This window comes from Actinoallomurus sp. CA-150999, assembly GCF_050942425.1.
Lineage (GTDB): Bacteria > Actinomycetota > Actinomycetes > Streptosporangiales > Streptosporangiaceae > Actinoallomurus.
The window spans coordinates 11,213,983-11,235,990 of the sequence record NZ_CP192063.1; the positions used below are offsets into that span (position 1 = coordinate 11,213,983).

General features: G+C 69.8%; 22 protein-coding genes. 13 read left to right on the plus strand and 9 right to left on the minus strand.

Going from position 1 to position 22,008, the window contains the following annotated elements:
* Window positions 1-6: 6 nt before the first annotated feature.
* Window positions 7-1,263 (minus strand): MFS transporter, encoded by a 1,257-nt coding sequence (locus ACQP2O_RS51855; protein ID WP_433177612.1) that lies wholly within the window; start codon window positions 1,261-1,263, stop codon window positions 7-9.
* A gap of 233 nt (window positions 1,264-1,496) precedes the next feature.
* Between ACQP2O_RS51855 and bla the strand changes: the two genes are divergently transcribed.
* Window positions 1,497-2,423 carry a class A beta-lactamase gene (bla, locus tag ACQP2O_RS51860; RefSeq protein ID WP_433177614.1) on the plus strand — a complete coding sequence of 309 codons (927 nt, stop codon included), beginning with the start codon at window positions 1,497-1,499 and terminating at the stop codon, window positions 2,421-2,423.
* 9 nt (window positions 2,424-2,432) lie between these two features.
* Here bla and ACQP2O_RS51865 read toward each other — a convergent pair whose 3' ends face one another.
* Window positions 2,433-3,380 (minus strand): GlxA family transcriptional regulator, encoded by a 948-nt coding sequence (locus tag ACQP2O_RS51865; protein WP_433177616.1) that lies wholly within the window; start codon window positions 3,378-3,380, stop codon window positions 2,433-2,435.
* Between the two features lie 185 nt (window positions 3,381-3,565).
* Between ACQP2O_RS51865 and ACQP2O_RS51870 the strand changes: the two genes are divergently transcribed.
* The 4 genes from ACQP2O_RS51870 to ACQP2O_RS51885 all read left to right on the plus strand — a co-directional run bounded on the left by ACQP2O_RS51870 (window position 3,566) and on the right by ACQP2O_RS51885 (window position 5,742).
* A complete protein-coding gene (locus ACQP2O_RS51870) occupies window positions 3,566-4,237 on the plus strand; it encodes a DJ-1/PfpI family protein (RefSeq protein WP_433177618.1) in 672 nt (223 codons plus the stop codon).
* Between the two features lie 39 nt (window positions 4,238-4,276).
* Window positions 4,277-4,750 (plus strand): hypothetical protein, encoded by a 474-nt coding sequence (locus ACQP2O_RS51875; protein WP_433177620.1) that lies wholly within the window; start codon window positions 4,277-4,279, stop codon window positions 4,748-4,750.
* Window positions 4,751-4,853: 103 nt separating this feature from the next.
* Complete coding sequence (locus ACQP2O_RS51880; protein ID WP_433177622.1) at window positions 4,854-5,096, plus strand: hypothetical protein; 243 nt, start codon at window positions 4,854-4,856, stop codon at window positions 5,094-5,096.
* Window positions 5,077-5,742 (plus strand): DUF3159 domain-containing protein, encoded by a 666-nt coding sequence (locus ACQP2O_RS51885; protein ID WP_433177624.1) that lies wholly within the window; start codon window positions 5,077-5,079, stop codon window positions 5,740-5,742. Before ACQP2O_RS51880 ends, ACQP2O_RS51885 begins: the two co-directional genes overlap by 20 nt.
* 13 nt (window positions 5,743-5,755) lie before the next feature.
* On the opposite strand, the gene ACQP2O_RS51890 is transcribed toward ACQP2O_RS51885, so the two are convergent.
* Window positions 5,756-6,919, minus strand: coding sequence for an acyl-CoA dehydrogenase family protein (locus tag ACQP2O_RS51890; RefSeq protein WP_433177626.1), 1,164 nt, complete (start codon window positions 6,917-6,919; stop codon window positions 5,756-5,758).
* A gap of 28 nt (window positions 6,920-6,947) precedes the next feature.
* Between ACQP2O_RS51890 and ACQP2O_RS51895 the strand changes: the two genes are divergently transcribed.
* Entirely contained in the window at window positions 6,948-7,814 is an 867-nt protein-coding gene (locus ACQP2O_RS51895; protein ID WP_433177628.1) for an alpha/beta fold hydrolase, read from the plus strand.
* A 20-nt stretch (window positions 7,815-7,834) separates the two neighbouring features.
* On the opposite strand, the gene ACQP2O_RS51900 is transcribed toward ACQP2O_RS51895, so the two are convergent.
* The 5 genes from ACQP2O_RS51900 to ACQP2O_RS51920 all read right to left on the minus strand — a co-directional run bounded on the left by ACQP2O_RS51900 (window position 7,835) and on the right by ACQP2O_RS51920 (window position 12,567).
* On the minus strand, window positions 7,835-8,818 hold the full coding sequence (locus ACQP2O_RS51900; RefSeq protein ID WP_433177630.1) for a GNAT family N-acetyltransferase: 984 nt from the start codon (window positions 8,816-8,818) through the stop codon (window positions 7,835-7,837).
* Window positions 8,819-9,241: 423 nt separating this feature from the next.
* The gene (locus tag ACQP2O_RS51905) at window positions 9,242-9,637 is read right to left on the minus strand and encodes a VOC family protein (RefSeq protein ID WP_433177632.1); all 396 of its coding nucleotides are present in this window, start codon (window positions 9,635-9,637) and stop codon (window positions 9,242-9,244) included.
* Window positions 9,638-9,976: 339 nt separating this feature from the next.
* Entirely contained in the window at window positions 9,977-10,399 is a 423-nt protein-coding gene (locus tag ACQP2O_RS51910; protein ID WP_433177634.1) for a hypothetical protein, read from the minus strand.
* Between the two features lie 470 nt (window positions 10,400-10,869).
* Window positions 10,870-11,286, minus strand: coding sequence for an RDD family protein (locus tag ACQP2O_RS51915; RefSeq protein ID WP_433177636.1), 417 nt, complete (start codon window positions 11,284-11,286; stop codon window positions 10,870-10,872).
* Window positions 11,287-12,000: 714 nt separating this feature from the next.
* Window positions 12,001-12,567: a TetR/AcrR family transcriptional regulator gene (locus tag ACQP2O_RS51920; protein ID WP_433177638.1), complete on the minus strand. Its 567-nt coding sequence runs from the start codon at window positions 12,565-12,567 to the stop codon at window positions 12,001-12,003.
* 66 nt (window positions 12,568-12,633) lie between these two features.
* Here ACQP2O_RS51920 and ACQP2O_RS51925 point away from each other — a divergent pair, with 66 nt between their 5' ends.
* From ACQP2O_RS51925 to ACQP2O_RS51945, 5 genes are all read left to right on the plus strand, one after another.
* The gene (locus ACQP2O_RS51925; protein ID WP_433177640.1) at window positions 12,634-13,482 is read left to right on the plus strand and encodes a cupin domain-containing protein; all 849 of its coding nucleotides are present in this window, start codon (window positions 12,634-12,636) and stop codon (window positions 13,480-13,482) included.
* A 65-nt stretch (window positions 13,483-13,547) separates the two neighbouring features.
* Window positions 13,548-14,117, plus strand: a complete 570-nt coding sequence (locus ACQP2O_RS51930) for an NAD(P)H-dependent oxidoreductase (RefSeq protein WP_433177642.1) — start codon at window positions 13,548-13,550, stop codon at window positions 14,115-14,117.
* Window positions 14,114-14,572: a MarR family winged helix-turn-helix transcriptional regulator gene (locus ACQP2O_RS51935; RefSeq protein WP_433177644.1), complete on the plus strand. Its 459-nt coding sequence runs from the start codon at window positions 14,114-14,116 to the stop codon at window positions 14,570-14,572. The genes ACQP2O_RS51930 and ACQP2O_RS51935 overlap by 4 nt, the downstream gene beginning before the upstream one ends.
* 340 nt (window positions 14,573-14,912) lie before the next feature.
* Window positions 14,913-16,322 carry a hypothetical protein gene (locus ACQP2O_RS51940; RefSeq protein ID WP_433177646.1) on the plus strand — a complete coding sequence of 470 codons (1,410 nt, stop codon included), beginning with the start codon at window positions 14,913-14,915 and terminating at the stop codon, window positions 16,320-16,322.
* Window positions 16,238-16,927 carry a zinc ribbon domain-containing protein gene (locus ACQP2O_RS51945; RefSeq protein ID WP_433177647.1) on the plus strand — a complete coding sequence of 230 codons (690 nt, stop codon included), beginning with the start codon at window positions 16,238-16,240 and terminating at the stop codon, window positions 16,925-16,927. The genes ACQP2O_RS51940 and ACQP2O_RS51945 overlap by 85 nt, the downstream gene beginning before the upstream one ends.
* 211 nt (window positions 16,928-17,138) lie before the next feature.
* On the opposite strand, the gene ACQP2O_RS51950 is transcribed toward ACQP2O_RS51945, so the two are convergent.
* On the minus strand, window positions 17,139-18,077 hold the full coding sequence (locus ACQP2O_RS51950) for an ArsR/SmtB family transcription factor (protein ID WP_433177649.1): 939 nt from the start codon (window positions 18,075-18,077) through the stop codon (window positions 17,139-17,141).
* An 89-nt stretch (window positions 18,078-18,166) separates the two neighbouring features.
* Between ACQP2O_RS51950 and ACQP2O_RS51955 the strand changes: the two genes are divergently transcribed.
* Window positions 18,167-18,661 (plus strand): hypothetical protein, encoded by a 495-nt coding sequence (locus ACQP2O_RS51955; protein WP_433177651.1) that lies wholly within the window; start codon window positions 18,167-18,169, stop codon window positions 18,659-18,661.
* 264 nt (window positions 18,662-18,925) lie between these two features.
* Window positions 18,926-21,985 (plus strand): BTAD domain-containing putative transcriptional regulator, encoded by a 3,060-nt coding sequence (locus tag ACQP2O_RS51960; RefSeq protein ID WP_433177653.1) that lies wholly within the window; start codon window positions 18,926-18,928, stop codon window positions 21,983-21,985.
* Window positions 21,986-22,008: the final 23 nt, after the last annotated feature.

Sequence of the window (22,008 nt, forward strand, 5' to 3'; positions counted from 1 at the left end):
GGTTCCTCAGGGCCGTCGGGTGAGGGGCCGGGCGCAGGCCATCGCCGACATCGGCCCGAGGACGGTGAGGGCGGCCAGTGCGGTGACCGCCTCCGCCGGCCCGGCGTCGAAGAGTGCTCCGACCGCGAAATCGCCCGCGAAGACGGTCAAGCCGGACAGACAGGAGGACACACCGAGGTAGGCGCCCACCCTGTCGGGCGGCGCATAACGGGCGATTGACTGGAAGATCGACGACTGCACGAGGCTCTGGCCCACTCCACTCAGCGCGGCGGCCGCCACCAGGCCGACGGCCTCCGGCGCGCCGCCGCCACCGTCCAGCGAAAGAAGCACCAGGTAGCACGCGCCGCTCAGCACCAGTCCCGCCTGGAGCACGCGCGGACGGTCGGCGCGGCTCCCGGCGGCGCACCACGGCTGCACCATGGCCGTGAACGCGGCGGCGACGCAGAAGAACACGGTCGTCCGGCCCGGCCCGAAGCCCTTGAGCGGTACGACGGCCGTCGTCTCCCCCGCGAGCAGCATGCCGGCGGCGGTCGCGGCGGCGAACCGGAGGAACACCCGGTCGCGAACGACCGCGGCCATGCCACGGAACGTCTCCATCCCCGTACCGGCTCCGGGACGATCGAGGACCGGATCCGCCTCCGGCCCGGGCAATGGTCGGCGGCGCTGGACCAGGAACAGGGTGCCGGCGATCGCCCAGCACAGCGCGGCACCGGCCGCCAGGAGGCCGAAGCCGCCGCCCTTCAGGACGGCGAGCCCGGCGAACGGCGCCACCACGGCCGTGACCTGCCCGCTGACCAGGTAGGCGGCGAAGCCGATGGGACGGCGCGCGGGGGACGTCCCGGCGATGATGGCCTGGACGGCCGGCACGTACAGCGAGCCACCCGCGCCGAGCAGGCAGGCCGCGCCGAGCAGCCCGAGCGGCCCGTCCGCCGTCGCGAGCAGCGCGAAACTCGCCGCACGGAGCGCGCAGGCGAGCACCCCGGCGCGAGGCGCCCCGAGCACGTCGATCAGCGCCCCCAGCGGCGGCTGCAGTGCGGACTGGACGAGGAATCGCGTGCCGAGCACCAGGCCGATCGTCCCGGCGAGCAGGCCCGTGTCGTGCCGCAGATGGGCCACGAGGTGCCCCATCACCGCGTAGTAGCCGAGTGCCGCGGCGACCTGAACGCCGACGACGACCGCGATCGCCCGGCGGTCCGCGGCGTCCCGCCCGGCCGTACGCGACGAGGCGGCGGGGTGGGAGGCGGTCGTGCCGCCGACGGGCATGTGGTGGCGTCCTACGGAGAAAAGATATCGATCAGTCAATGCCGAGTCAGGCCATTCATCGACGCGAGAAGGTAAGCCGTCGCGGGCGCCACGGGCGACCGGCCTTGATATCCGTCCTTCTAAAGGTCCGAGTGCGGTGGCGATATTGGACATCGCGGGCTCGGCTCTGGTCTGCTCGGCGGAGTCGTCCACCCCGGCCCGGGATCCCGGGCAAGTGAGGCAGGTGCCGCCTGATGTCGTTCGAGCAGTCCAGCCCGTCCCGTCGTGCTCTGCTGGCCGCCGCCGTCCTCCTGCCGCTGGCGGGGTGCGGCACAGGTCATCGTTCAGCCTCCGGGTCCTCCCCGGCACCAGGCCGCCGCCCTTCGGGCGCCGCCGGATCTGCGGACACTTCGCGATTCGCGGCGCTCGAACGCGAGCACAAGGCCCGCCTGGGCGTGTACGCCCTGGCGACCGGTACCGGCACCACGGTGGCCTACCGCGCGGATGAGCGATTCGCGTTCTGCTCCACCTTCAAGACACTCGCCGCGGCGGCGGTCCTGCACCGGAACGCCCTCGGTCACCTGGACAAACGCGTCACCTACACCAGAGCCGACGTCAACTCCATCTCGCCGATCACCAAGGATCACATCGCGACCGGGATGACCATCGGGCAACTGTGCGACGCCGCCATCCGCTACAGCGACGGCACCGCCGGCAACCTGCTGATGCGCGACATCGGCGGCCCGGCGCAGCTGACCGCCTACCTGCGCGGGCTCGGCGACACCGTCAGCCGCATGGACGACTACGAGCCCGAGCTGAACAGAGTCCGCCCCCAGGACCCGCGTGACACGACCACTCCCCGCGCCATCGCCGCCGACTACCGCGCGCTCGTGCTCGGCGACGCGCTGCCCGCCGACAAACGCGCGCTTCTCAAAGGCTGGCTCGTCGGCAACACCACCGGCGTCAAACGCATCCGGGCCGGGCTGCCCAAAGGTTGGGCGGTGGCCGACAAGACCGGAACCGGGGACTACGGCAGGGCCAACGACATCGCCATCGTGTGGCCGCCCCGTACCGCCCCGCTGGTGCTGGCCATCATGTCGGACCGAGCCGGATACAGCACCCCGCCGGTGGACGCCCTGATCGCCGAGGCGACGAGGCAGATCGTCTCCGCCCTCACCTGAGCGGCTCGATCAGTGGGAACCGCGGAAGGCGGCTCGGTAGGCCTGCGGGGTCGTACCGGCGACGCGCTTGAAGCGTTCGCGGAAGGCCGTCGCGGATCCGAAGCCGGCCTGGACGGCGATCCGCTCCACGGAGTGGTCGGTGTGCTCGAGCAGGTACTGCGCCCGCCGGACCCGAGCGCGCAGCAGCCACTGCAGCGGTGTGGTGCCGGTGTGCTCGCGGAAGCGGCGGCTGAAGGTGCGCGTGCTCATGCCGCAGCGGGCGGCCATGCCCTCGAGGGTGAGGTCCTCATTCAGGTGGTCCTCGATCCAGGTCAGCGTCGGCTCCAGCAGTGAGCCGCGGGGCACCGGCGGTCGCTCGTGGGCGATGTACTGGGCCTGGCCGCCCTCGCGTTCCAGGGGGGTGACGGCCAGCCGGGCGGCGTCCGCCGCGACGGCCGAGCCCAGGTCGCGGCGGATCATGTGCAGGCACAGGTCCAGTCCCGCGGAAGCGCCGGCCGAGGTGAGCAGCTGCCCGTTGTCCACGTACAGCACGTCGGGCCGCACGTCGACCTTCGGGAACATCTCGGCGAAGTACTCCGCGGCGATCCAGTGCGTGGTCGCGGCCTGCCCGTCCAGGAGCCCGGTGGCGGCCAGGATGAAGGCACCGGCACAGATCGAGGCGATGCGCGTGCCGTGCGCGGCCGCGTCCCGCAGCGCCTCCAGCGCCTCGACCGGTGGCGGGCCGGCGGTCTCGCTGCAGCCGGGCACGATGATGGTGTCGGCGTCCGCCAGTGCGTCCAGCCCCCATGGGGCGTGGATGGTGAAGGTCTCGGTCGGCACCTGCGGCTGCGTCCCGCAGATCCGCACCCGGTACGGGCTGCGCCCGTCCGGCAGACGGACACGCCCGAACACCTCGACCGGAATGGCCATGTCGTAGACCACCGTCTGATCCATCACCAGGATCGCCACCGTATGCACGAGCGCAGCGTACGCCGAGTTCCGGCCAACGCGTAGTCGTGCGCCACATCGGCAGTAAGCGTAAGCAGCGAGGTCAGCGGGTTGGCGAGAACCCGTTGGAATGTGTCAATCCAGCCGATGGCCCGGGCCCGCCACGTCTCCTACCGTGAGCGCGGTAGCGACGGAACGACGGATGTGAGGCACCGATGCTCGCCCAGTTTGTCCTCTTCGATGGCTTCGACCCGCTGGATGTCGTCGCCCCGTTCGAGGTCTTCAGCGCTTCGAAGGCATTCACCGACCAGGTGAGCGTCGAACTGGTCGCCGCCGACGGCCCACGCGAGGTCCATAGCGGGATCCCCGCCATCTCCCTGACGGCCACCGCCGGCCTGGACCCGGACCGCGCGGACCTGATCGTCGTCCCCGGCGCCGCCGGCAGGTCGCTCCCCCAGGGCGAGGACGACCTCACCGACGCGGAGCGGGAGGCCACGATCCCCGCCATCCTCGGCCGGACCCTGACCACCGGGCTCCCGGGGCTGCTGGCCAAGGCCCTGGCCGCGCCCGACACCACGGTGGCCACGGTCTGCGGCGGCTCGCTGATCCTCTCGATGGCCGGGCTCATCGACGGCCGCAACGCCGTCACCCATCACCAGGGCCTCGACGTGCTCGGCGCGAGCGGCGTCAACGTCACCCGGGCCCGCGTCGTCGACGACGGCGACCTGGTCACCGCCGGCGGCGTCACCTCCGGCCTGGACCTTGGCCTGTACCTGCTGGAGCGGGAAGTCGGACCGAAGATCGCACTCGCCGTGGAGCGGCTCTTCGAACACGAGCGCCGCGGCGTCGCCTGGCGCGACCACGGGCCTGCCCCCGTGGGCGCCTGACCCGTTCCCCGTCCCTCCGACGAAAGCGCGCACCCGACGATGAGCAAGATCCTCCTCATCCTCCACGTACTCGCGGCGGTCATCGCCGTGGGCCCGGTCACGGTCGCGGGCAGCATGTTCCCCGCTGCGGTCCGCAGGGCCGCAGCGGCACCCGACAAGCCCGAATCGGCCGCCGCCGTACGGTTGCTGCACCGCATCTGCCGCGTCTACGCCGGCGTCGGCCTGGCCGTCCCCGTCTTCGGCTTCGCGACGGCGAGCAGTATGCACGTCCTGGGCAGCGCCTGGTTGATCGTCTCCATCGTCCTGACCGGCGTCGCCGCGGTCGTGCTCGCGCTGCTGGTCCTCCCGGCTCAGGAGGTCGCCATCGCCGGCCTGAACGGCAGCGACGCCGACGCCGCGACGGTGGCGGCCCAGATCCGGCGGCTGGCCATGCTGACCGGCACCTTCAACCTGCTGTGGGCCACGGTCACCATCCTGATGATCGTCCGCCCCGGCTCCAGCACAGGAGCGTGACCCCATCGCCGCGACCACCACACCGACGCCACGGCCCACGCGCACGCCGCTGCGCGTCTCCGCGATCGTCGAACTGGTCAGCCTCGCCATCCTGTTCGGCAACTTGGCGACCGCGGACGTTCACCAGATCGCCTCGGTCGTCGGCCCCGTCCATGGCGTCGCCTGGCTCTTCGGCATCTTCGCCACCTGGCGCGACCCGAGCCGGACCACCGGAATCGCGGTACGTGCCGTCATCCCCGGCATCGGCGGCATGCTCGCGCTCCGCGCGCTGGGCCGCGCCGACGCAGCGAGCACATCGGCGGATCCCGCGCGGCATGAAGGCACCCATGACGACCTCGCGCGGTGAAACCCGGCCCGACACGGCTCCCCGACGACCTCCGTACGGCGAGCCCGTACGCGAGGCGGCGAGGGCGGCGCTCAGACAGGGCGGCCAAGCCTCCTCGCTGGTCACCACGGCGGCCCCCACCATCGTCTTCGTAGCAGCCGACGCCATCGGCGGGCTGACATCCGCGCTGATCGCGACCGCCGTCACCGGAGTCCTCGTCCTCGCATGGCGTCTGCGCGCTCGGCGGCACGTCAGGCACGCGGTCATCGGCACGCTCCTCGCCATCGTCTGCGCCGCCGTGGCGGCGGGCACCGGACAGGCGCGAGGCTTCTTCCTCCTGCCCATGCTGCTGCCCGCGGCGGCGACGATGGCATGCCTCCTGACGGTCCTCGCCGGCCGCCCCCTGGCCGGCCTTGTTGCGAACCGGATCGTGGGCGGCCCGAAGGACTGGCGCTCGCACCGGCCGCTGCACCGCTTCTACCGGCGGACGACCCTGGTCATCGCGCTGGTGAGTTTCGTGAGCCTGGCAGCCCAGGTGGCCCTCTACCGCCTCGACGCGATCGCCGGGCTCGGGGTCCTCCACGTCCTCATGGCACCGATGTGGGCCGGCATCACGGCCGGCTCGATCGTCCTGTCCCGCCTGGCCGTGACCCGCTATCGCGACTAGCCCTGACGGGCCGTCAGTCCAGGCCGCCGCGGGCGATGAGCTGGCGGACGATGACGTTCCGCTGGATCTCGTTGGTGCCCTCACCGACGATCATCAGCGGTGCGTCGCGGAAGTAGCGCTCGACGTCGAACTCGGTGGAGTACCCGTATCCGCCGTGGACGCGTACGGCGTCCAGCGCGATCCGCATGGCGGTCTCGGACGCGAAGAGCTTGGCCATACCCGCCTCCATGTCGACGCGGCGTCCGGCGTCGGCCTCCCGGGCGGCGTGCAGAGTGAGCTGCCGCGCCGCCGACAGGGAGGTGGCCATGTCGGCGAGGTAGTTGCCGATCGACTGGTGCTGCCAGATCGGCTTCCCGAACGCCTCGCGTTCCTGGGCGTAGGCGAGAGAGTCCTCCAGCGCGGCCCGGCCCACGCCCAGGGCCCGGGCGGCGACCTGGAGTCGTCCGGTCTCCAGTCCCTTCATCATCTGCGCGAATCCCTGGCCCTCGACGCCGCCGAGGACGGCATCGGGGCCCGCGCGATGGTCCTCGAAGACCAGCTCACAGCTCTCGACGCCCTTGTAGCCGAGTTTGGGCAGGTCGCGGGAGATCGTGAGCCCGGGGCCGTGCTCGACGAGGAGGATCGAGATGCCCGCGTGGGCGGGCTCGGTGTCCGGGTCGGTCTTGCACAGCAGGGCGATCAGCTGCGACCGGCGCGAGTTCGTGATCCAGGTCTTGGAGCCGTTGACCAGGTAGCCGTCCGGGTCCTTGCGGGCGACGGTCCGCATGGCCTGCAGATCCGAGCCGCCGCCGGGTTCGGTCAGAGCCATGGTCGCCCGGATCTCACCGGTGGCCATCTTCGGCAGGTAGCGGCGCTTCTGCTCCTCGGTGCCGAAGTGCAGCAGCAGCTTGGCGACCACGGTGTGCCCGCCCATCGCGCCGGCCAGGCTCATCCATCCGCGGGCGAGTTCTTCGGTGATGAGCACGTAGCACGGCGTGGAGACCAGGGTCCCGCCGTACGCGTCGGGGATGGCCAGGCCGAAGACGCCGAGCCGTTTCATCTGCTCGATCAGGGCCTCGGGGTAGGTGTTCGTATGCTCGAGTTCTCGGACGACCGGCTTGACGTCCCGGTCGACGAAGTCGCGCACGGTGCCGACGATGAACCGCTCGTCCTCCGACAGGATGTCCACAGTGCTCATCGTTCTCCTCACTCCCCGGCAGGAAAGCATGACAGTCGACGACCAGCGTCATCACGCGTCCACTCGCGCCCACGACGGCACGCTCCTGGCCTACCAGTACGAGGGCGCCGGATACCCGTTGGTGCTCCTGGCCGGGCAGGCGAACAACCACCATTGGTGGGACGGCGTACGCGAGGACTTCCACGCCACGCATCGCACCATCACCCTGGACTACCGCGGCACCGGAAACAGCGGCAAGCCCGAGGACGGCTACTCCACCGAGGTGTTCGCCGAGGACGTCATCGCGGTCCTCGACGACCTGGGGATCGAGCGGGCCGACGTCTACGGGACCTCCATGGGCGGCCGCGTCGCCCAGTGGGTCGCGGCCCGCCATCCGGCCCGGGTCCGGCACCTCGTTCTGGGGTGCACGTCGCCGGGCGGCCCGCACGCGATCGAGCGGGACGCCTCGGTGCGGCGCGCTCTGGCCCAGGCGAACCCGGAGGCGTCGCGGCGCACCCTCGTGGACCTGATGTACACCCCGGCCTGGTCAGCCGAGCACCCCGGTCCGTACACCACGCTCGGCGACCCGGACATGCCCCCGTACGCCCGCCGCGGCCACCTGCTGGCCAGCAACCGGCACAACGCCTGGGACGCGCTCCCCCACATCGGCGCTCCGACGCTCATCCTGCACGGCGACCAGGACCGGCTCACCCCGGCGGCCAACGCCCCGCTGCTCGCCGCCCGCATCCGCGACAGCCGGACGCGGACCCTCCCCGGCGCCCGGCACGCCTACTTCGAGGAGTGCCGACCCCACGCGAGCGCCCTCGTCACGGCGTTCCTCACCGCCGCGCCGAACGCCCTGCCCAGGAGTTACGCGTCGCCCGCCCCTGAGGAATTGTCAAACCCTGTGGACTGACCGGACAGCTGACCGGTTGATCAAGCAAGCGACTTGCGGTAACGGACGTACTCGTTCTGCCGCCGGAACCCCACGCTCTCGTAGAGATCGTAGGACCGGTGAGGATTTGCCGTGCCCGTGAACAGCCGCGCAGTCGTTGCACCCTGCTCGCGAAGACTTCGCAGCCCGTCCAGCAGCAGGACCCGGCCGATTCCTAGGCGTCGTTGGTCCGTCCGGACACTCAGCTCTTCGACCTCGCCCACGGTGTGGTGGTGACGGCGGATGGAGCAGAGGGCGACACCGACCATGTCCTGCCCGTTCCATGCAGCTCTCCAGCATGCCGGGTCGGCGGTGTCGACGAAGTCCTGGAAAGTCCATTTCTGAGTGAAACCGGTATCCGCATACGAATCGACGACCGTCTGCCAGGCTGCACGGTAGTGGCTTGTCCCGATCGGCCCTGTCCGTATCCCAGCTGGCAGTTCGCCACCCAACTCGTGCAACTGCTGCAGATTGCCCAGCTTCAGCTCGACCAGGCTGAAGACACGTCGGTAGCCGGCTGCGAGCAGTAGCGCCGTGGCGTCCTGCTCGGAGGCCACGGCGTTCGCGCCGATCACTGCCGTCCGCACCGTTCCATGCTGTACGACGAGCCGGCGGATCCGCTCTTCGGCCCAGCTCAGCATGGCTGAGCCGATGCCCTGACGGCGATGTTCCGGCAAGAGGTAGCCGCGGTGCAGGTATAGCCACGTATCGTCCCGCTCTTGCCACCACCGGATCGTCGAGTAGCCAACGACGCTCCCGTCGTGCACCACCAGGATCTGGTTCTTGGACGGCTCCTCCAGCTTGGCGGAGACTTTGGCGATCTCGGCCGCTGTCGGGAGCCCTTCCACAACCGAATGGGCGTCGACCCGGTCCCGTTCAGCACAACCCAGCCGCACCGCGGCCATGGGGCCGTGGTCTTCGTCGCCGCGATACGGCCGGAACCCGAAGCCGACCGGAAGGTCCTGTCCTAGCACGCCATCCGACATGACCGGATGATGTCGAACTTCGAGGCAGGTCCGCCACCCTGTTCATGCCGCAGTCGTCTGCGGCCGTTCAACCACCGTGACGAGGACCGAGAGGCGATCAACTTTGAGCGCCCCACGCTCTACCTGTGACACCCAACTCTCGGACCTACCGATCAGGCCCGCTAGAACGTTCTGGAAATTCCGCGCCGCTGCCGCCACTTCGCAATGTTCGCGCCGATTCGCTGGTAAACATGATCGTCCATCGCTGCCCCGCAATGCGCCGTTGCTCCCGTGGTGGCTGTTCAAGCGTACGGCGTTGAGCATCCTCATGCGGAGCCGTTTGTGACCGAGCTTGACGACCACATGCGCAGCGCCGCTCTGATCGCTGGAGCCTAGTAACTACAGCCGCACTTCGCCGTAGCCGAAGCTGTGCCCGCAGCGATCTCAGCCGCCGCTCGTCACCATCCACACGTGTCCGTCAGGGTCAGCGAAGGCACCGGCGTAGCCCCACGGTTGCCGACCAGGCTCAGTCACGAGCTCCGCACCCGCCTCGTGCGCGCGCCGCATCAGCTCGTCGACACCCTCGTCGCTGCCTGCGTCGAGGTTGATGACGCACTCGCTGTGCCCACGCGATGCAACCTCGCGGTCCCCGATGACCCAGCCGAAGCCGCCCGTCGGGACCAGCATGATCCCCATGCCCTCGTTCAGGACGAACTGCAGCGGCTCTGGGACCCCGTCCTCGGCGGGCTCTCCCTCGGCCTTCCAGCCCAGTCCATCACGGTAGAAGCGGTACGACACCTGCCGATCGACGATCGGCAGGGCGACGATGATGGGCCTCATTGGATTCTCCTCCGGTGTGGGGTCTTCCCGTGATCAGACCGTATGGGAGAGCAGAACTCATCGACCACTGCTTCCCCGCACCTCTGCGGGGACAACGCCGCCCGAGGCTGGATGGTCGATCCATGACATCCGATGGCGTGTGGTGAGAGGCATGTCGTGCCAGTAGCGATCACGATCACCGGCACCCGATCGACGGGACACCGACCGCCCGCAGAGTACGACGCAATATTCAGCGGCCCCGGCCCGCCCAGGTCGGGCATGCGGCGTAGGGGCGGGTGGGTTGGCCGTCGCGGTCGACGTCCTTCTCGCCCCACCACGCCCCGTCAGCTCAGGCGCAGGTCACTTGCCGCAGTGTCCCCACTTCAGCGTCCAGCGGCGGCTGTGGTCGTAGTCGCCGCCCCAGACGATGCACGCTCCGCGAGCCGAGCGCTTCACCGGGCCTGCGTAGGTGGAGAAGTGGCCGTGCTGCCACGTCCAGTTCTTGTCACCGTACTTGGCGATTCCTGCAGAGACGTATTTCTTGTCCGGGTGCGCCTTCCACGTGATAACGCAGTTGGTCTTGCCGTTGTACAGCAGGAAGGTGGTCGCCACCTTCTTGCCCTTCTTCTTGAAATCGTGATGGCCGACAACGTGGTACTTGCCGCCGCCGCATGCCGCGATCGGTGACGACGCCGCCATCGCCGGGCTGCTGATGAACACGGATCCGGCGACCGCGGCGGCCGCGCTGAGGGCGAATACTGCTCGCTGTGCAGACTTGCGCAAGAGATTCCTTCCAAGTGATGTCGGGGCAGCGACTGGCAAGGGGGTGCTAGGAACACGCCCCTGCCGTTCCAGCCGGGGGCTGTGAACGCCAAGATTGACGCATTGAACACCGAAGGCGTTCCGGAATGGGGGGTGATCATGATCACTCTCCCCGCCCCACAGCCGTTGAAGTCCCTGCGGTAACCGACCTGCGAGCCCCTCCACATCAAGCCGAAATGGGACATAAGGGGATTAATTTCTCTAATTGGCATGAGCGGGGGCGAGAATGGACAACGAGCATAGAGGCGATGACCAGCCAGGACCTTCCCCCCGGTGATGGGTCGCGGGCCGATCGACCCAAGCGGTGGACGTTCACCGTCGCCTACAAGCTATTTGCTCCGATGTCGGCTATGCCCCATTTATTTATTATGAGAAGTTTGATGTGAGGCTGTCCGTATCGCCGGCATCGGCGGGCGAGCGGCATCGTCGTGCTATACGTTCACGACCCAGGTTTTGGCAACCTTGTCATGGAGGCTCTGGTTGTCGCGGTCCCAGAGGATCCATGACAAGTCGATGAACCCGCCAACTCCGCAGGTGATCAGGGAGAAGAAGAGTTCGAACCCGCCCCTCCATGCGGCGGTGCGCCACCCGATCTCGTCGAAGTTCACGTGTATCACCTTGATGCCCATGGCACGCTTGCCGAGCGTCTGAGCCCACCAGCCGTGCTGAACCCAGACATACGTGAACCAGATCAGCGTGTACGCGGCGGAGGACGAGATAGAGGACGAGATATCGGGAGGAGTTCTACGGAAGATCAGCCAGTTCACGACCGCAATGCAGAGCCCGTCGATGAGTGCCGCGAGGAACCTGCGCCCCCGGCCGGCGAGCTCGACCTGTCGTTGTGCCATGGCGCGCGATCATACAGACGGCGCCCCGACTTGTCGGAAATGGCCGTGAATATTGTTCATATGTTGACGCGACGTCCGTGGTGAATCACCAGGCAGCCCGATTGGAGGTCAGGGACGGTGAACCTTTATCGGGTCGAGCCGGGGCTCGGCAGCGCGAGTCAGCGCCGACTTGGTCCGTCAGGAAGATGAAGCCAAGCGCCGCATCACCAAGGCCGCGCAGCTTGGGAGAAGGCCGGAGGCGATCTCAGCAGTGTCAGTGCTTCCAGGCTGGAGCTGGGAGAAGATGTGGCCATGAGAGGTAGCGGCTGGTTCCGGCGAGTTGCCGGTTACGGGGCTGGCGTCCTGATCGCTGTCGCCATCGTGGCCTCTGCCGCATTCCAGCCGGGTGGCGTTCCTGTGACGATGCTGGCGTTCTTCGCCTTGGGGATCCTCACCTTCGGGTATCTGATCTGGCGCCTGGTCACTGGCCGGGACGGCCTTTGGCGCCGAGGCCCGACCCGTCGGCGCCTTGACCGACTCGGCAAGCGCGCGTCGGCCAACTCCGACCGGCCCCCGAGCGCTGGGAACGTCGCATGATCGTCCTCCGGCCGTGGACCCGTTGAACCCGACCAGCCCTCGACGGCCGCCGCGAGCCGGATACGGCCGGACGGTAGCGAAACGGCCCTCCACCAGTGTCACCGCTGGTGAAGAGCCGTTTTCCCTGCTGTGGCAGGGTCACGGGCGAGGCTGGAGGCCGTCGAGGGCGATGTCGATGAAGCGGTGCCAGTCGCCGACGGCGTTGCGGCTGATCGCGGCGACCGCACCGGCGATCATGTAGAGGTCGGCGACCTTGACGTCGGCGCGCAGTGTTCCGTCGGACCGGCCGCGTTCGAGCATTTCCTCACCGATGGCGAGGAGATCGGCGCCGACCTGGCCACGCGGTTCGGTGTCGCCGAGGGCGGCCTCGATGGCGCCGGACACCCCGCGGCCTTCTTCGTGCACCCGGCCGATGCGGGCGAAGAAGCAGGCCAGGGCCTGGCGCGTGTCGGGGCGTGCCAGGCATTCCTCGCGCGCGTACCGCAGGATCTCGGTGAAGCGCCGCTCCGCCACCGCCTCGACGAGCACCTGGCGTGTCGGGAAGTGCCGGTAGACCGTACCGACGCCCACGCCCGCCGCTTTGGCCACGTCCGCCATCTGCACCTCATCGCCGTGCTGGGCGAACAGTTCGGTGGCGGCGTGCAGCACACGGCCACGGTTGCGTTCGGCGTCGGTGCGGGGCCTGCGGGGCGCGGCGTTTGACATCCGAGGCGTTCCCTTACCTAGACTAAGCGGAATCGGATTCCGAATCCGTATATCGGAGGATAGCTCATGTCCGAAGACCGCTTCATCCTGCTCGACGCCGGCACGTCCCGGCCCACCCCCGTCTCGCTTCCGCCGGGGACGACCGTCAAGGCGGGCGTCGACGACACCGAGGGCCGCTTCACCCTGGTGGAGTACCGCGGCCACGACGGCCTCCCGGATGACACCTCCGACACGTTCGTCTACGTGCTCGACGGCGAACTGGGCGTCGACTTCGACGGCGAGACGCACCGGCTCACCGAGGGCATGTGCGCGTTCCTGCCCAGCGGCGTCACTCACACCATGCGCAGCCTGTCCGACACGCCCGTGCACGCGCTGCACCTGTCCTCGCCGGGCAGCCGGGAGCGGCATGTGGAGGACGCCGAGGCCGGACCGACCGAGGACGGGGAGAGCCGCTTCTACCTCCTGGGCAAGGGCGACGTACGGCCCGGCCGGCTGCGGGTGCCGCCCGCGTTCGCTTCCAAGGTCCGCTCGACCGACACCGATGACCGGCTGTCGCTGCTGGAGATGGTGGTCGCGCAGCAGATCCCACGCCATGTCCATCACCGGGCGGACGAGAGCATCTACGTCCTCGACGGCGAGCTGGTCGTCGAGTTCGTCGACCGGACGTACCGGGCCACGCCGGGGCAGTTCGTGCTGCTGCCGCACGGCGTTCCACACGCCCTGCGTCCCGGTTCCGGTCGCGCCCGGCGGCTGGGAGTGTTTCATCGAGGACCTGATCGAGGCCAGGCGGCGCATCACCACCGGCGGGGAGCTCGACGCGCGCAGCCTGAACCCCATCGCCGCCAAGTACGGCATCACGTACGAAGAGCGGCCCTGACACCGTCGACCGTCGCCGGCGCGGAGGACCAACCGTGAATCGCGCCCTGACCTGGCCGACTCCGTTCACTCAAACTACATGTCCGGCTATATGATGTCCGGCTATGGAATCCATCGACGTATTCGGCATCTGCGGGAGTGTGCGGGCCGGGTCCTTGAACCGGGCGCTGCTGCTGGCCGCACGAGAACTGGCGGACGCCCCGCTTCAGGTGGAGGCATGGGACGGCAACGCGGAGGTTCCCCGCGTCGACGCGACCATGGGGCGTCCGTTCCCGCCGGTCGTCGCGGCCTTGCGAGACCGGGTCGCGGCGGCCGATGTGCTGCTGCTGGTGACGCCGGAACTGAACCGCGGCATTCCCGGCAACATGAAGGACGTCGTCGACTGGCTGGGGATTCTCGCACCGCCTCGCCCGCTGGCCGGCAAGTCCGTCGTGCTGATGAGCGCCTCACCGAACCGGTTCGGCGGCGCGTTCGCCCAGCTGCAGCTCGCCGACCTGCTCCGGCGGTCCGGCGCCGAGATCCTGTCCGACCTCGACGTCGCGGTCGGCTACGCCCACCGTCACGTCGACGACCACGGTGTCCTGGTGGGCGAGGACCCGCGGCACGAGATCTCCGCACTGTGGCAGCGCGTTCTCACCCGAGTCCACGGCGATCGGCAGGTAGTGCCGGCATGACGACCGGGCGTCAGATCGCCGCCGGCAGCGGACCGGTCGGTTACGCGCTCGCCCACGCCACCCGGGCGCACCGTTCGGTGTTGCAACGCCGGATGGCACAACTCGGCCTACACCTGGGCCAGGAGCTCCTCATCGTCGACATCCACCACAACCCCGACACCACCCAGGCCGAACTCGTCCAGCGGATCGGCCTCGAACAGCCCACCATCGCCAAGGCGCTCACCCGGATGGAACGGACCGGGTTCATCCAGCGCACCGCCGACCCCGGCGACCGCCGCGTGACACGCCTGCGGCTGACCGAACGCGGCGAGGCGGTCGTGGCCGCCGTGACCGCCGAATGGGCGGAGACAGAGGCCCAGGCCACCGCCGGGCTCACCGACGCCGAGGCCCGGCAGCTCATCCGCCTGCTGACCACCGTCCGCGACAGCCTCGAACAGTCCACACCGTCTCGCTGACCGGCCGGCTGCGGCGCCGGAACGTCACGCCCCGCCCGGCCGAATCGACGCGGGCGGGGCGTCCTTCCAGGTCGGTCAGCATGTGGAGTTGGCAGGGCGAGCCGCCAGGGCGGGCTTACCGGTTTCCTTAGGGATTCGTGATGTTACGAAGCGGTCACTAAAGGACGTCGAGTTGCTGTGGTTGCTCAAGATGGCGAAAGCGAAGTGCACTCGATGAGGCTTCGCCGGTAGGCGGCCGACGTCCTGACGAGCTGGCCTCGCTCGGATTTTCGAATCATCGAGCGGATTGTGGATGCGGATCGCTACTGTGCGTACATGCTTGGTCGCGTGTCATCCGGTCGTGGCGCATGAGCCGCAAGGTGCCGCTGGTCAGGTGGCCCGAACCGCGACCGCCCGCGCTCTCCTGCGCGGCGGGGTGGACGAGCGAACCGGTGAGGTGGTCTCGGCTCGGGCGGTGGCCGAGCGGGTGGGCTGGGCCGCGGACCTGGTCGCTGGGATGACCGCCGACCTGCTGGCAGAGCGCTGGAACGCCGAAGACGTGGCGAGGCTGGCCGACGGGGTAGATGATGCGGGTCGCGTCTTGCCCTCGAACGCGTGGATGGCGTTGCGCCGCTTGGGCTGGGGCGTGACCGTGCCCGACGGGATTAAGGTCAATGACCGGATCGTGCGGATGGCCCAAGAACAGGCCGGACGGACCCTGCGCGGTGCGCAGCACCGCGCCGACATGGTCGCCGGGGTCCTGGCAACCTGGCCCGCCGACCCCGCCAAGCGCACGCCAGCCGAGTGGGACGCCGTCCGCGAGGCGATCCCCGACGGCCGATGCCTGACCAGCAGTGTGATCAAGGCGCGCACCAGACAGATCACCGCCTTTCTCAACGAGCATGGACGGTTTCCGGTCGATGTGTTCGAACTGGAGAAAGCGCCGAAGGCGCCGCGGATGCTTGGGCTGGCCGCGGTGGACCGCCAACAAGCCACCCTGGAACGCGCCGACGAAACCCCGGCCAGAGTGCTGCTGCGAGTGCAGTTGCCCGTCCGCCCGGACCCGCGCTCGTACGCCGACTGGACCTGGGTGGCCTGCCCGCTCGCCCTGCCGCCCACCGTCCCGCCGGACGCGGTGCTGCACCTGCCCACTCTGCGCCCTCAGGGCAGAAAAGTGCGCGCGGATCTGTCGTTCTCCCACCCCGTCCCCAAAGCCGAACGGACCGGGCACATCGTGGCGCTGGGCGTGGACTGGGGCTTGAATACCCTGCTGTCGGCAGGCGCGGTGCACCGTCACGACGACGGCACCATCACCGCGCTGGGATCCGGGGCCATGTTCCGCGCCGCCGGAGTGATGGCCCGCCAGCACCGGCTCCGCCGTCACAGCGAACACCTGCACGCCAAAACCGATACCTACACCCGCCTCATCGGCGGCCAAGAGGATCACCACCTGGTCGCCAAACACGCCGTCCTGAAGGCCGAGTGCCAGCACGTGGCCGATCGCCGGTCTGGTCTGAACGACGCGCTGGCCTGGGCGGCGGCGCGGTGGGCGGTGGATCAGGCGATCGCTGCGCGGGCGAGTGTGATCTATGTGGAGGATCTGCGGTCCATGGAGGCCAAAGGCATGGGCCGCGCACCCTCAACACCCGCCTCTCCCAGACCGTACGGGGGCAGATCGTCGCCAACATGCGACACCTGGCCGCCGAGACCGGCATCGCCGTCGTCACCGTCCCCGCCCGCAACACCTCCAAGCGCTGCCCCCAATGCCTGATGCCGCTACGGCATTGCAAAGCACCCGACCGCCCCACCACACCCGGATGGAAATGGGCGATCTGCCCCGACCCGCACTGCGGCTGGCAAGGCGACCGCGACCACGGCGCATGGCGCCGCATCGCCGCCCGCGGCCTCACCCACCAGCACAACACCAATGTTGATCGCGCCACCGGCCAGATGGCCATCCCCGGTGTGATCGACAAGCTCGAAGCCGGTGCGGTCATCACCGCGACCGCACCCCCTCAGGCCAGCGGGGGTGACCGGTCCAAGACCGGACCCACTCCGCGCCGAACCCCACGCCCCGCGCCCAGGCGACGTGGGGCACCCTCCACCCCCGGCCCCCAAAGGTCGGCGGGTCAGCGTCCGGAGGGACACGCCCACACGGACCGCAGACCGCCCCGCGCGGCCTGCCGGCACCAGGGCGCGCGCACCACCACCGTGCACACGATCAGCTCAAACACACCCACCACCCGCCGGAACCATCCACGGCACCGGCCATTAGGAGCGGCGCTGGGCGCAGGCTTCCACCTGCACGCCCACGCCACCCCACCCCGGTGGACAGATCCCCCAGTCACAACACCCAACATGACTACGGATCCCTAAGCTGATCAGAGACGCTGTTGTAGTCGCCGCCCGCCGCCCCGAGCACCACCAGTCCGATACTCAGGCGGCCCCGCTGATGACCTCCTGCGCCGCCGAATCCTCACCGGCCTGGCAACGATTCTACGAACTGGTCGCCGCGGCGCATCGAGGCGGCGACGGAGAGAGTCGCCGTCCATCGGCGCTCCCGAGCGGCCGGTCGAGCAACTGACCGTCAGGAGGTGAGGCCCCTCCGGAGCAGCCGCAGCCCGAGCGGGGTGGCGACGTGGCGGACCGCCTTGCCCGCCCGCCGGGTGGCGACGAGGCCCGCTCCCCGCAGGGTCTTGGCGTGCGTCGAGGCCGAGGCGACGCTGATGCCCAGCGTGAGGGCGAGTTCGCTGGTGGTCCGGTACTCGACGAGCATCGACAGGACCGCCGCGCGCGTCCGGCCCAGGAGTGCGGCCAGTGCGTCCGGCGGCTCGGTGTCGACGAGGGGCACCGGCGTGAGCGCGGGGTAGACGAGCAGCATCGAGCCGTCCGTGTGGGTGCCGATCAGCGGCCGGCCGGTCCAGAACACCGACGGCATCAGCGTGAGGCCGCGTCCGCGCGGCGCGTGTTCGCTGTCCTCTGGGACGTCGACCACGAGGTCGGTGCCCTCCCAGTGGGACCCCGGGTACAGCCCGGCGAGCGCGGCGCCGATCCCCTGTTCGGCGGTGACCACCCGCCGCCACGCGAGGTCGGCGTCGTAGCTCGCCCGGATCCGCGGCTCATCCTGCCCGATGACGGCACCGTACGCGTCGCGCAGCGCGTGCTCCAGCGTCCGCCAGGCGTCGCGGTCGCGGTCGGCCAGGCGCCGTGGCAGCGACGTCGGGCGGCAGGTGCGCACGAGTTCGGCCCGCGCGTGGTCGTGCGGCGTCGACAGCACCATGTCGAGGCCGTCCTCGAAACCCTCGCTGACCGGGTCGACGAAGAGCGGGCCGGTGGCGCTCGGCGGGATCAGCTCGAACAGCGGGAACGCCGTGCGGGGCAGTCGCGTACGGCGGGCCCAGCGCGCGAAGACGGCGTCGTGGCGTTGGAGCGTGGCGAGCGCCATGCCGAGCTCCAGGAGCGGGGCCGGTCCGGTGGCGTAGCGCACCCGCAGCAGATCGTCGGCGGTGAACCGCAAGCGCAACAATGCCTCCACCTTTCAGCGTCGGCCGAAACCATGGAGCCCCGGTGCGGGCCGCGCGGACGATGCGCGAAACCCCAACCGAAAGGCCCGTCATGAAGAAGGTATCCGTCATCGCCGCGATCGCGGGTTCGACCGTCGTCCTGGGCGCTCCGGCCGCACGGGCGAGTGACTGGCAGCCGTACCGGACCCAGCCGTTCACCACCTCCGGAGTCTGCCCGTTCACCGTCCACGGCGACATCGTCCAGGACGAGGAGGAGGTCCGTACCGACGCGACCTTCCCGGACGGCACACCGCGGATCCAGGAGTTCCGCGGGCCACTCGTGATCCGCTTCACCAACACCGCGAACGGCAAGTCGGCCGTGCGCGACGTGTCCGGCTACGGCCGGCTCCACAAGTTCGCGGACGGCGGATCGGCGTGGTTCTTCGACGGCGGAGCCAGCGTCCGCGTGTACATCGGCAACAAGGCCTACCCCGCCGGCTGGTACATCGTGCACGGCCGATTCCGGCTCACGATCGCCCCCGACAACACGCGGGACTTCCCCCACCTCCACGCCGACATCGAGAACCTCTGCAAGACACTCGCCTGATCGCGGAACCGCACCGTGGCCGTCCGCATACGACGGCCACGGTTCCAAGCCGCGGGTTTCCGGCTTCCGGCACATCGCCCGGCACGGCGGGACGCTCACAGAGCCGAATCGCCACGCGAGCCCATCGTGGCGTCATCCGGCACGAAGGGCTTCGACGACGACTTCCGTCTTCGTCACGATCGGGATCGCATTGACATCGTGCGGGAATCGGTCGCGGATTCCAAATCTCTGCATAAGGTAAAGGGATCGGCGGTCAGGTCGTACGTGTCGATCACGATGGGAGTGACGAACGTGCGCGGGGAGTTCGGGGGCGGGGACGAGGAGCCGGCCGATGTCGTGGTGCTCGGCCCGGTGGGCGTCGAGCGTGCCGGAACACTGGTACGGCCGTCGTCGGGAGTATCGCGGGCACTGCTCGGAGCGCTCGCGCTCAGCGGGACGTCGGGCCTGTCGGCCTCGGCGCTGTCCGAGACGGTCTGGGGTGAGCGTGGGACCTCCGGATCGCTGCTGGGAGTCGCGGTGTACCGGTTGCGCCGATGGCTCGCCGACGTGGCTGGAACGGCCGTAACGGTACGGCGGACGACCGTGGGATATGCGCTGGAGGTCGTGCGCGGGGACGTGGACGTGGCGGTGTTCCGCAGGCTGACGGCCGAGGCCGCGACCATGGACGCGCCGGGCCGACTCGACGCGCTGGAGCGGGGCCTCGACCTGTGGCGCGGCGACGCGCTGGAGGACGTCTCACCGGACAGCATCGACCACGCCGCCGTCGCCCGGCTGCAACGGGAGCGGACCGCCGCGACAGTGGAGTACGCGCGGGTGGCGCTCGAGACCGGAGCGCCACGCCGGGCTCTCGACCGGATCGGCCCGCTGATCGAGCGATATCGGCTGGATGAACGTCTCCTCGCCGTCTGGATCGAGGCACTGGCCTGCTGTGGACGGCAGGCCGAGGCCCTGGAGGCGTACGAGGAGGCGCGTGGCCGTCTGCGGGACCAACTCGGTGTCGATCCCGGACCCGAGCTGCGAGACGCCCACGTCCGGGTGCTGCGTCAGGAGATGCCGTCGGCGCCTGCTCCGGAGGCCGTACGTCCCGACCAGGTCCCGGCCGCGATCGGAGATTTCACCGGCCGCGCCGACCAGGTGGCACGGATGCTCGACCTGCTGTCGGCGGATCACCGCGCCGTCGTTGTGTCGGCGGTCGCCGGAATGGGCGGGGTCGGCAAGACGACGCTCGCCACCTACGTCGCGCATCACCTACGGGAGGAGTTCCCCGACGGGCGGCTGTACGTCGATCTGCGCGGTGCGGAGCAGGAGCCGGCCGATCCCGGTGAGGTGCTGGGCCGCTTCCTGCGTGCGCTCGGCGTCGGCCCGGCGGCGATTCCCGAGGGGCTCGGCGAGCGTGCCGCCTTGTACCGCAGCATGGTGGCGGACCGGCGCATACTGATCGTGCTGGACAACGCTTCCGAAGAACAGCAGGTGGCTCCGTTGCTGCCAGGCGGCGACGGGTGCCGGGTGATCGTGACGAGCCGGTCGCGGCTGACCGCGCTGCCGGGCGTGCGGCTCATCGAGCTCGACGTCCTTGACCACGGGCAGGCCGTCGACCTGCTCAGCCGGATCATCGGCGCACCTCGCGTCACCACCGAGCCCGATGCGGTCGAACGCCTCGCCTCGATATGTGGGGGGCTCCCGCTGGCACTGCGGGTGGCGGGCGCCCGGTTGGCCGCCAAGCCGCACTGGCGGATCGCCGACTTCGTCGCCCGGCTGGCGGATCGTCGGCGGTTGGACGAACTGACCCATCGTGGGCTGAGCGTGCGGGCCGCCCTCGACCTCAGTTACGACGGCCTCGATCCCGCCGGCAGGCGGCTGTACCGGCTGCTCGGCCTGCTCGAGGCACCCGACTTCGCCGGCTGGGTGGCGGCCGCCGTCCTGGACGCCTCCTTCTCCGAGGGCACCGAGATCCTCGAGCAGCTGATCGACGCGCGACTTCTCGACGTGACCGTCCACAGCCCTGGGGACGATGTCCGGTACCACTTCCACGATCTCGTCCGCGACCACGCACGCGAGCGCTGCCTCGCCGAGGACCCCGTCTCCGAGGGGGAGGCCGCCGTGCTCAGGGCCCTGGGCGGCTGGCTCGCGCTGACCGACCGTGGCGTGCACACCGTGAACGGCGGTGGCAACACGACCACGGTCGGCGACGCGACGCGATTTCCCGTCGATGAGATCGCCGACCGGGTCGTCGAGCGGCCCGCAGAGTGGCTGGAACGTGAGCGGATCGGGCTGACCGCCGCAGTCGGCCATGCCGCACGCCTCGGTGAGGGCGAGCTGTGCTGGGAACTCGCCGTCCGTTCCTCCATCCTGTTCCAGCCCGCACACTATGTGGACGCCTGGCAACAAGTCGTCGACGTCGCCCTGCCGGCCACGCGGACATCGGGGAACCAGCGCGGAGAGGCGGCCGTGCTCGAGCGGCTCGCCGAGCTCTGCTCCGCGCGCCGCGATTACGACCGCGCACTCGACGTCCTCCGCCAAGCGCTGCGGATCTTCGAGGCGACCGAAGACGCTCACGGGACCGGACGAGTGCTGCGGCAGCTCGCCGTGGTCCACCGGATGACCGGCCGGTTCTCCGACGCACTGCGCGACGGTGAACGCGCCTGCGCGTTGCTCCAGAAGGTCGGCGACGCCGCCGGCCGGGCGCACGCCCTGATGGTCATCGGCTGCGTCCACCACGAACGCGGCAACGCGGAGACCGCCCTGTCCGTGCTCACCACAGCCCGCGCCGTCGCCCATGACGCCCGATACACCAACATCGAGGTCCAGTCCGCCTACTGGATCGGCCAAGCGCTGCTCGCCCTCGGCCGCCACCACGACGCCAGGTCGCTGTTCGAGTACGTCAACGACGCGTCGGCCGCGGCGGGCAGCCGGCTCGGTGACATGTACGCGAACCACGGCCTCGGCTGTGCCTACGCGGCTCTCGGCCGACCCGACGACGCCGAACGATCCCTCAGGACGGCGCTGCACCGCGCCGAGGAGCGAGACGACCGGCTGATGCGCGCCCGGATCCTCTACCTTCTCGGCGACCTGCGGCATCGCCGCGGGGAGCACCGGCACGCCCGCGGTCTGCTCGAGAAGGCCCTCGAACTCGCCGACGCGGTCTCCGTCCCGCTGTGGAAGGCCAGGTGTCTCCTGCTGCTCGCCGACATCATCGACGCGACCGGCGTGGAGGAGGATGCCGCGCGAGCGTTCCACCGCGAAGGCCTGTCGATCTTTACCGAGCTCGGTGTTCCCCTGCCGCAGGAGATCGTCCAGCGCGAGAACGCCGGTCAAGCGGAGTAGCGCCCGGCGGCTGTATGGTCCCG

Excerpts from the sequence above, each read along its gene's own strand:
- ACQP2O_RS51955 (WP_433177651.1), top strand. The coding sequence starts at position 18,167 with ATGAAGAAGGTATCCGTCATCGCCGCGATCGCGGGTTCGACCGTCGTC.
- ACQP2O_RS51855 (WP_433177612.1), bottom strand. The coding sequence starts at position 1,263 with ATGCCCGTCGGCGGCACGACCGCCTCCCACCCCGCCGCCTCGTCGCGT.
- ACQP2O_RS51920 (WP_433177638.1), bottom strand. The coding sequence starts at position 12,567 with ATGTCAAACGCCGCGCCCCGCAGGCCCCGCACCGACGCCGAACGCAAC.
- ACQP2O_RS51915 (WP_433177636.1), bottom strand. The coding sequence starts at position 11,286 with ATGGCACAACGACAGGTCGAGCTCGCCGGCCGGGGGCGCAGGTTCCTC.
- ACQP2O_RS51905 (WP_433177632.1), bottom strand. The coding sequence starts at position 9,637 with ATGAGGCCCATCATCGTCGCCCTGCCGATCGTCGATCGGCAGGTGTCG.
- ACQP2O_RS51935 (WP_433177644.1), top strand. The coding sequence starts at position 14,114 with ATGACGACCGGGCGTCAGATCGCCGCCGGCAGCGGACCGGTCGGTTAC.
- ACQP2O_RS51890 (WP_433177626.1), bottom strand. The coding sequence starts at position 6,919 with ATGAGCACTGTGGACATCCTGTCGGAGGACGAGCGGTTCATCGTCGGC.
- ACQP2O_RS51885 (WP_433177624.1), top strand. The coding sequence starts at position 5,077 with ATGACGACCTCGCGCGGTGAAACCCGGCCCGACACGGCTCCCCGACGA.
- ACQP2O_RS51925 (WP_433177640.1), top strand. The coding sequence starts at position 12,634 with ATGTCCGAAGACCGCTTCATCCTGCTCGACGCCGGCACGTCCCGGCCC.
- ACQP2O_RS51870 (WP_433177618.1), top strand. The coding sequence starts at position 3,566 with ATGCTCGCCCAGTTTGTCCTCTTCGATGGCTTCGACCCGCTGGATGTC.
- ACQP2O_RS51900 (WP_433177630.1), bottom strand. The coding sequence starts at position 8,818 with ATGTCGGATGGCGTGCTAGGACAGGACCTTCCGGTCGGCTTCGGGTTC.
- ACQP2O_RS51875 (WP_433177620.1), top strand. The coding sequence starts at position 4,277 with ATGAGCAAGATCCTCCTCATCCTCCACGTACTCGCGGCGGTCATCGCC.
- ACQP2O_RS51945 (WP_433177647.1), top strand. The coding sequence starts at position 16,238 with ATGCGACACCTGGCCGCCGAGACCGGCATCGCCGTCGTCACCGTCCCC.
- bla (WP_433177614.1), top strand. The coding sequence starts at position 1,497 with ATGTCGTTCGAGCAGTCCAGCCCGTCCCGTCGTGCTCTGCTGGCCGCC.
- ACQP2O_RS51930 (WP_433177642.1), top strand. The coding sequence starts at position 13,548 with ATGGAATCCATCGACGTATTCGGCATCTGCGGGAGTGTGCGGGCCGGG.
- ACQP2O_RS51895 (WP_433177628.1), top strand. The coding sequence starts at position 6,948 with ATGACAGTCGACGACCAGCGTCATCACGCGTCCACTCGCGCCCACGAC.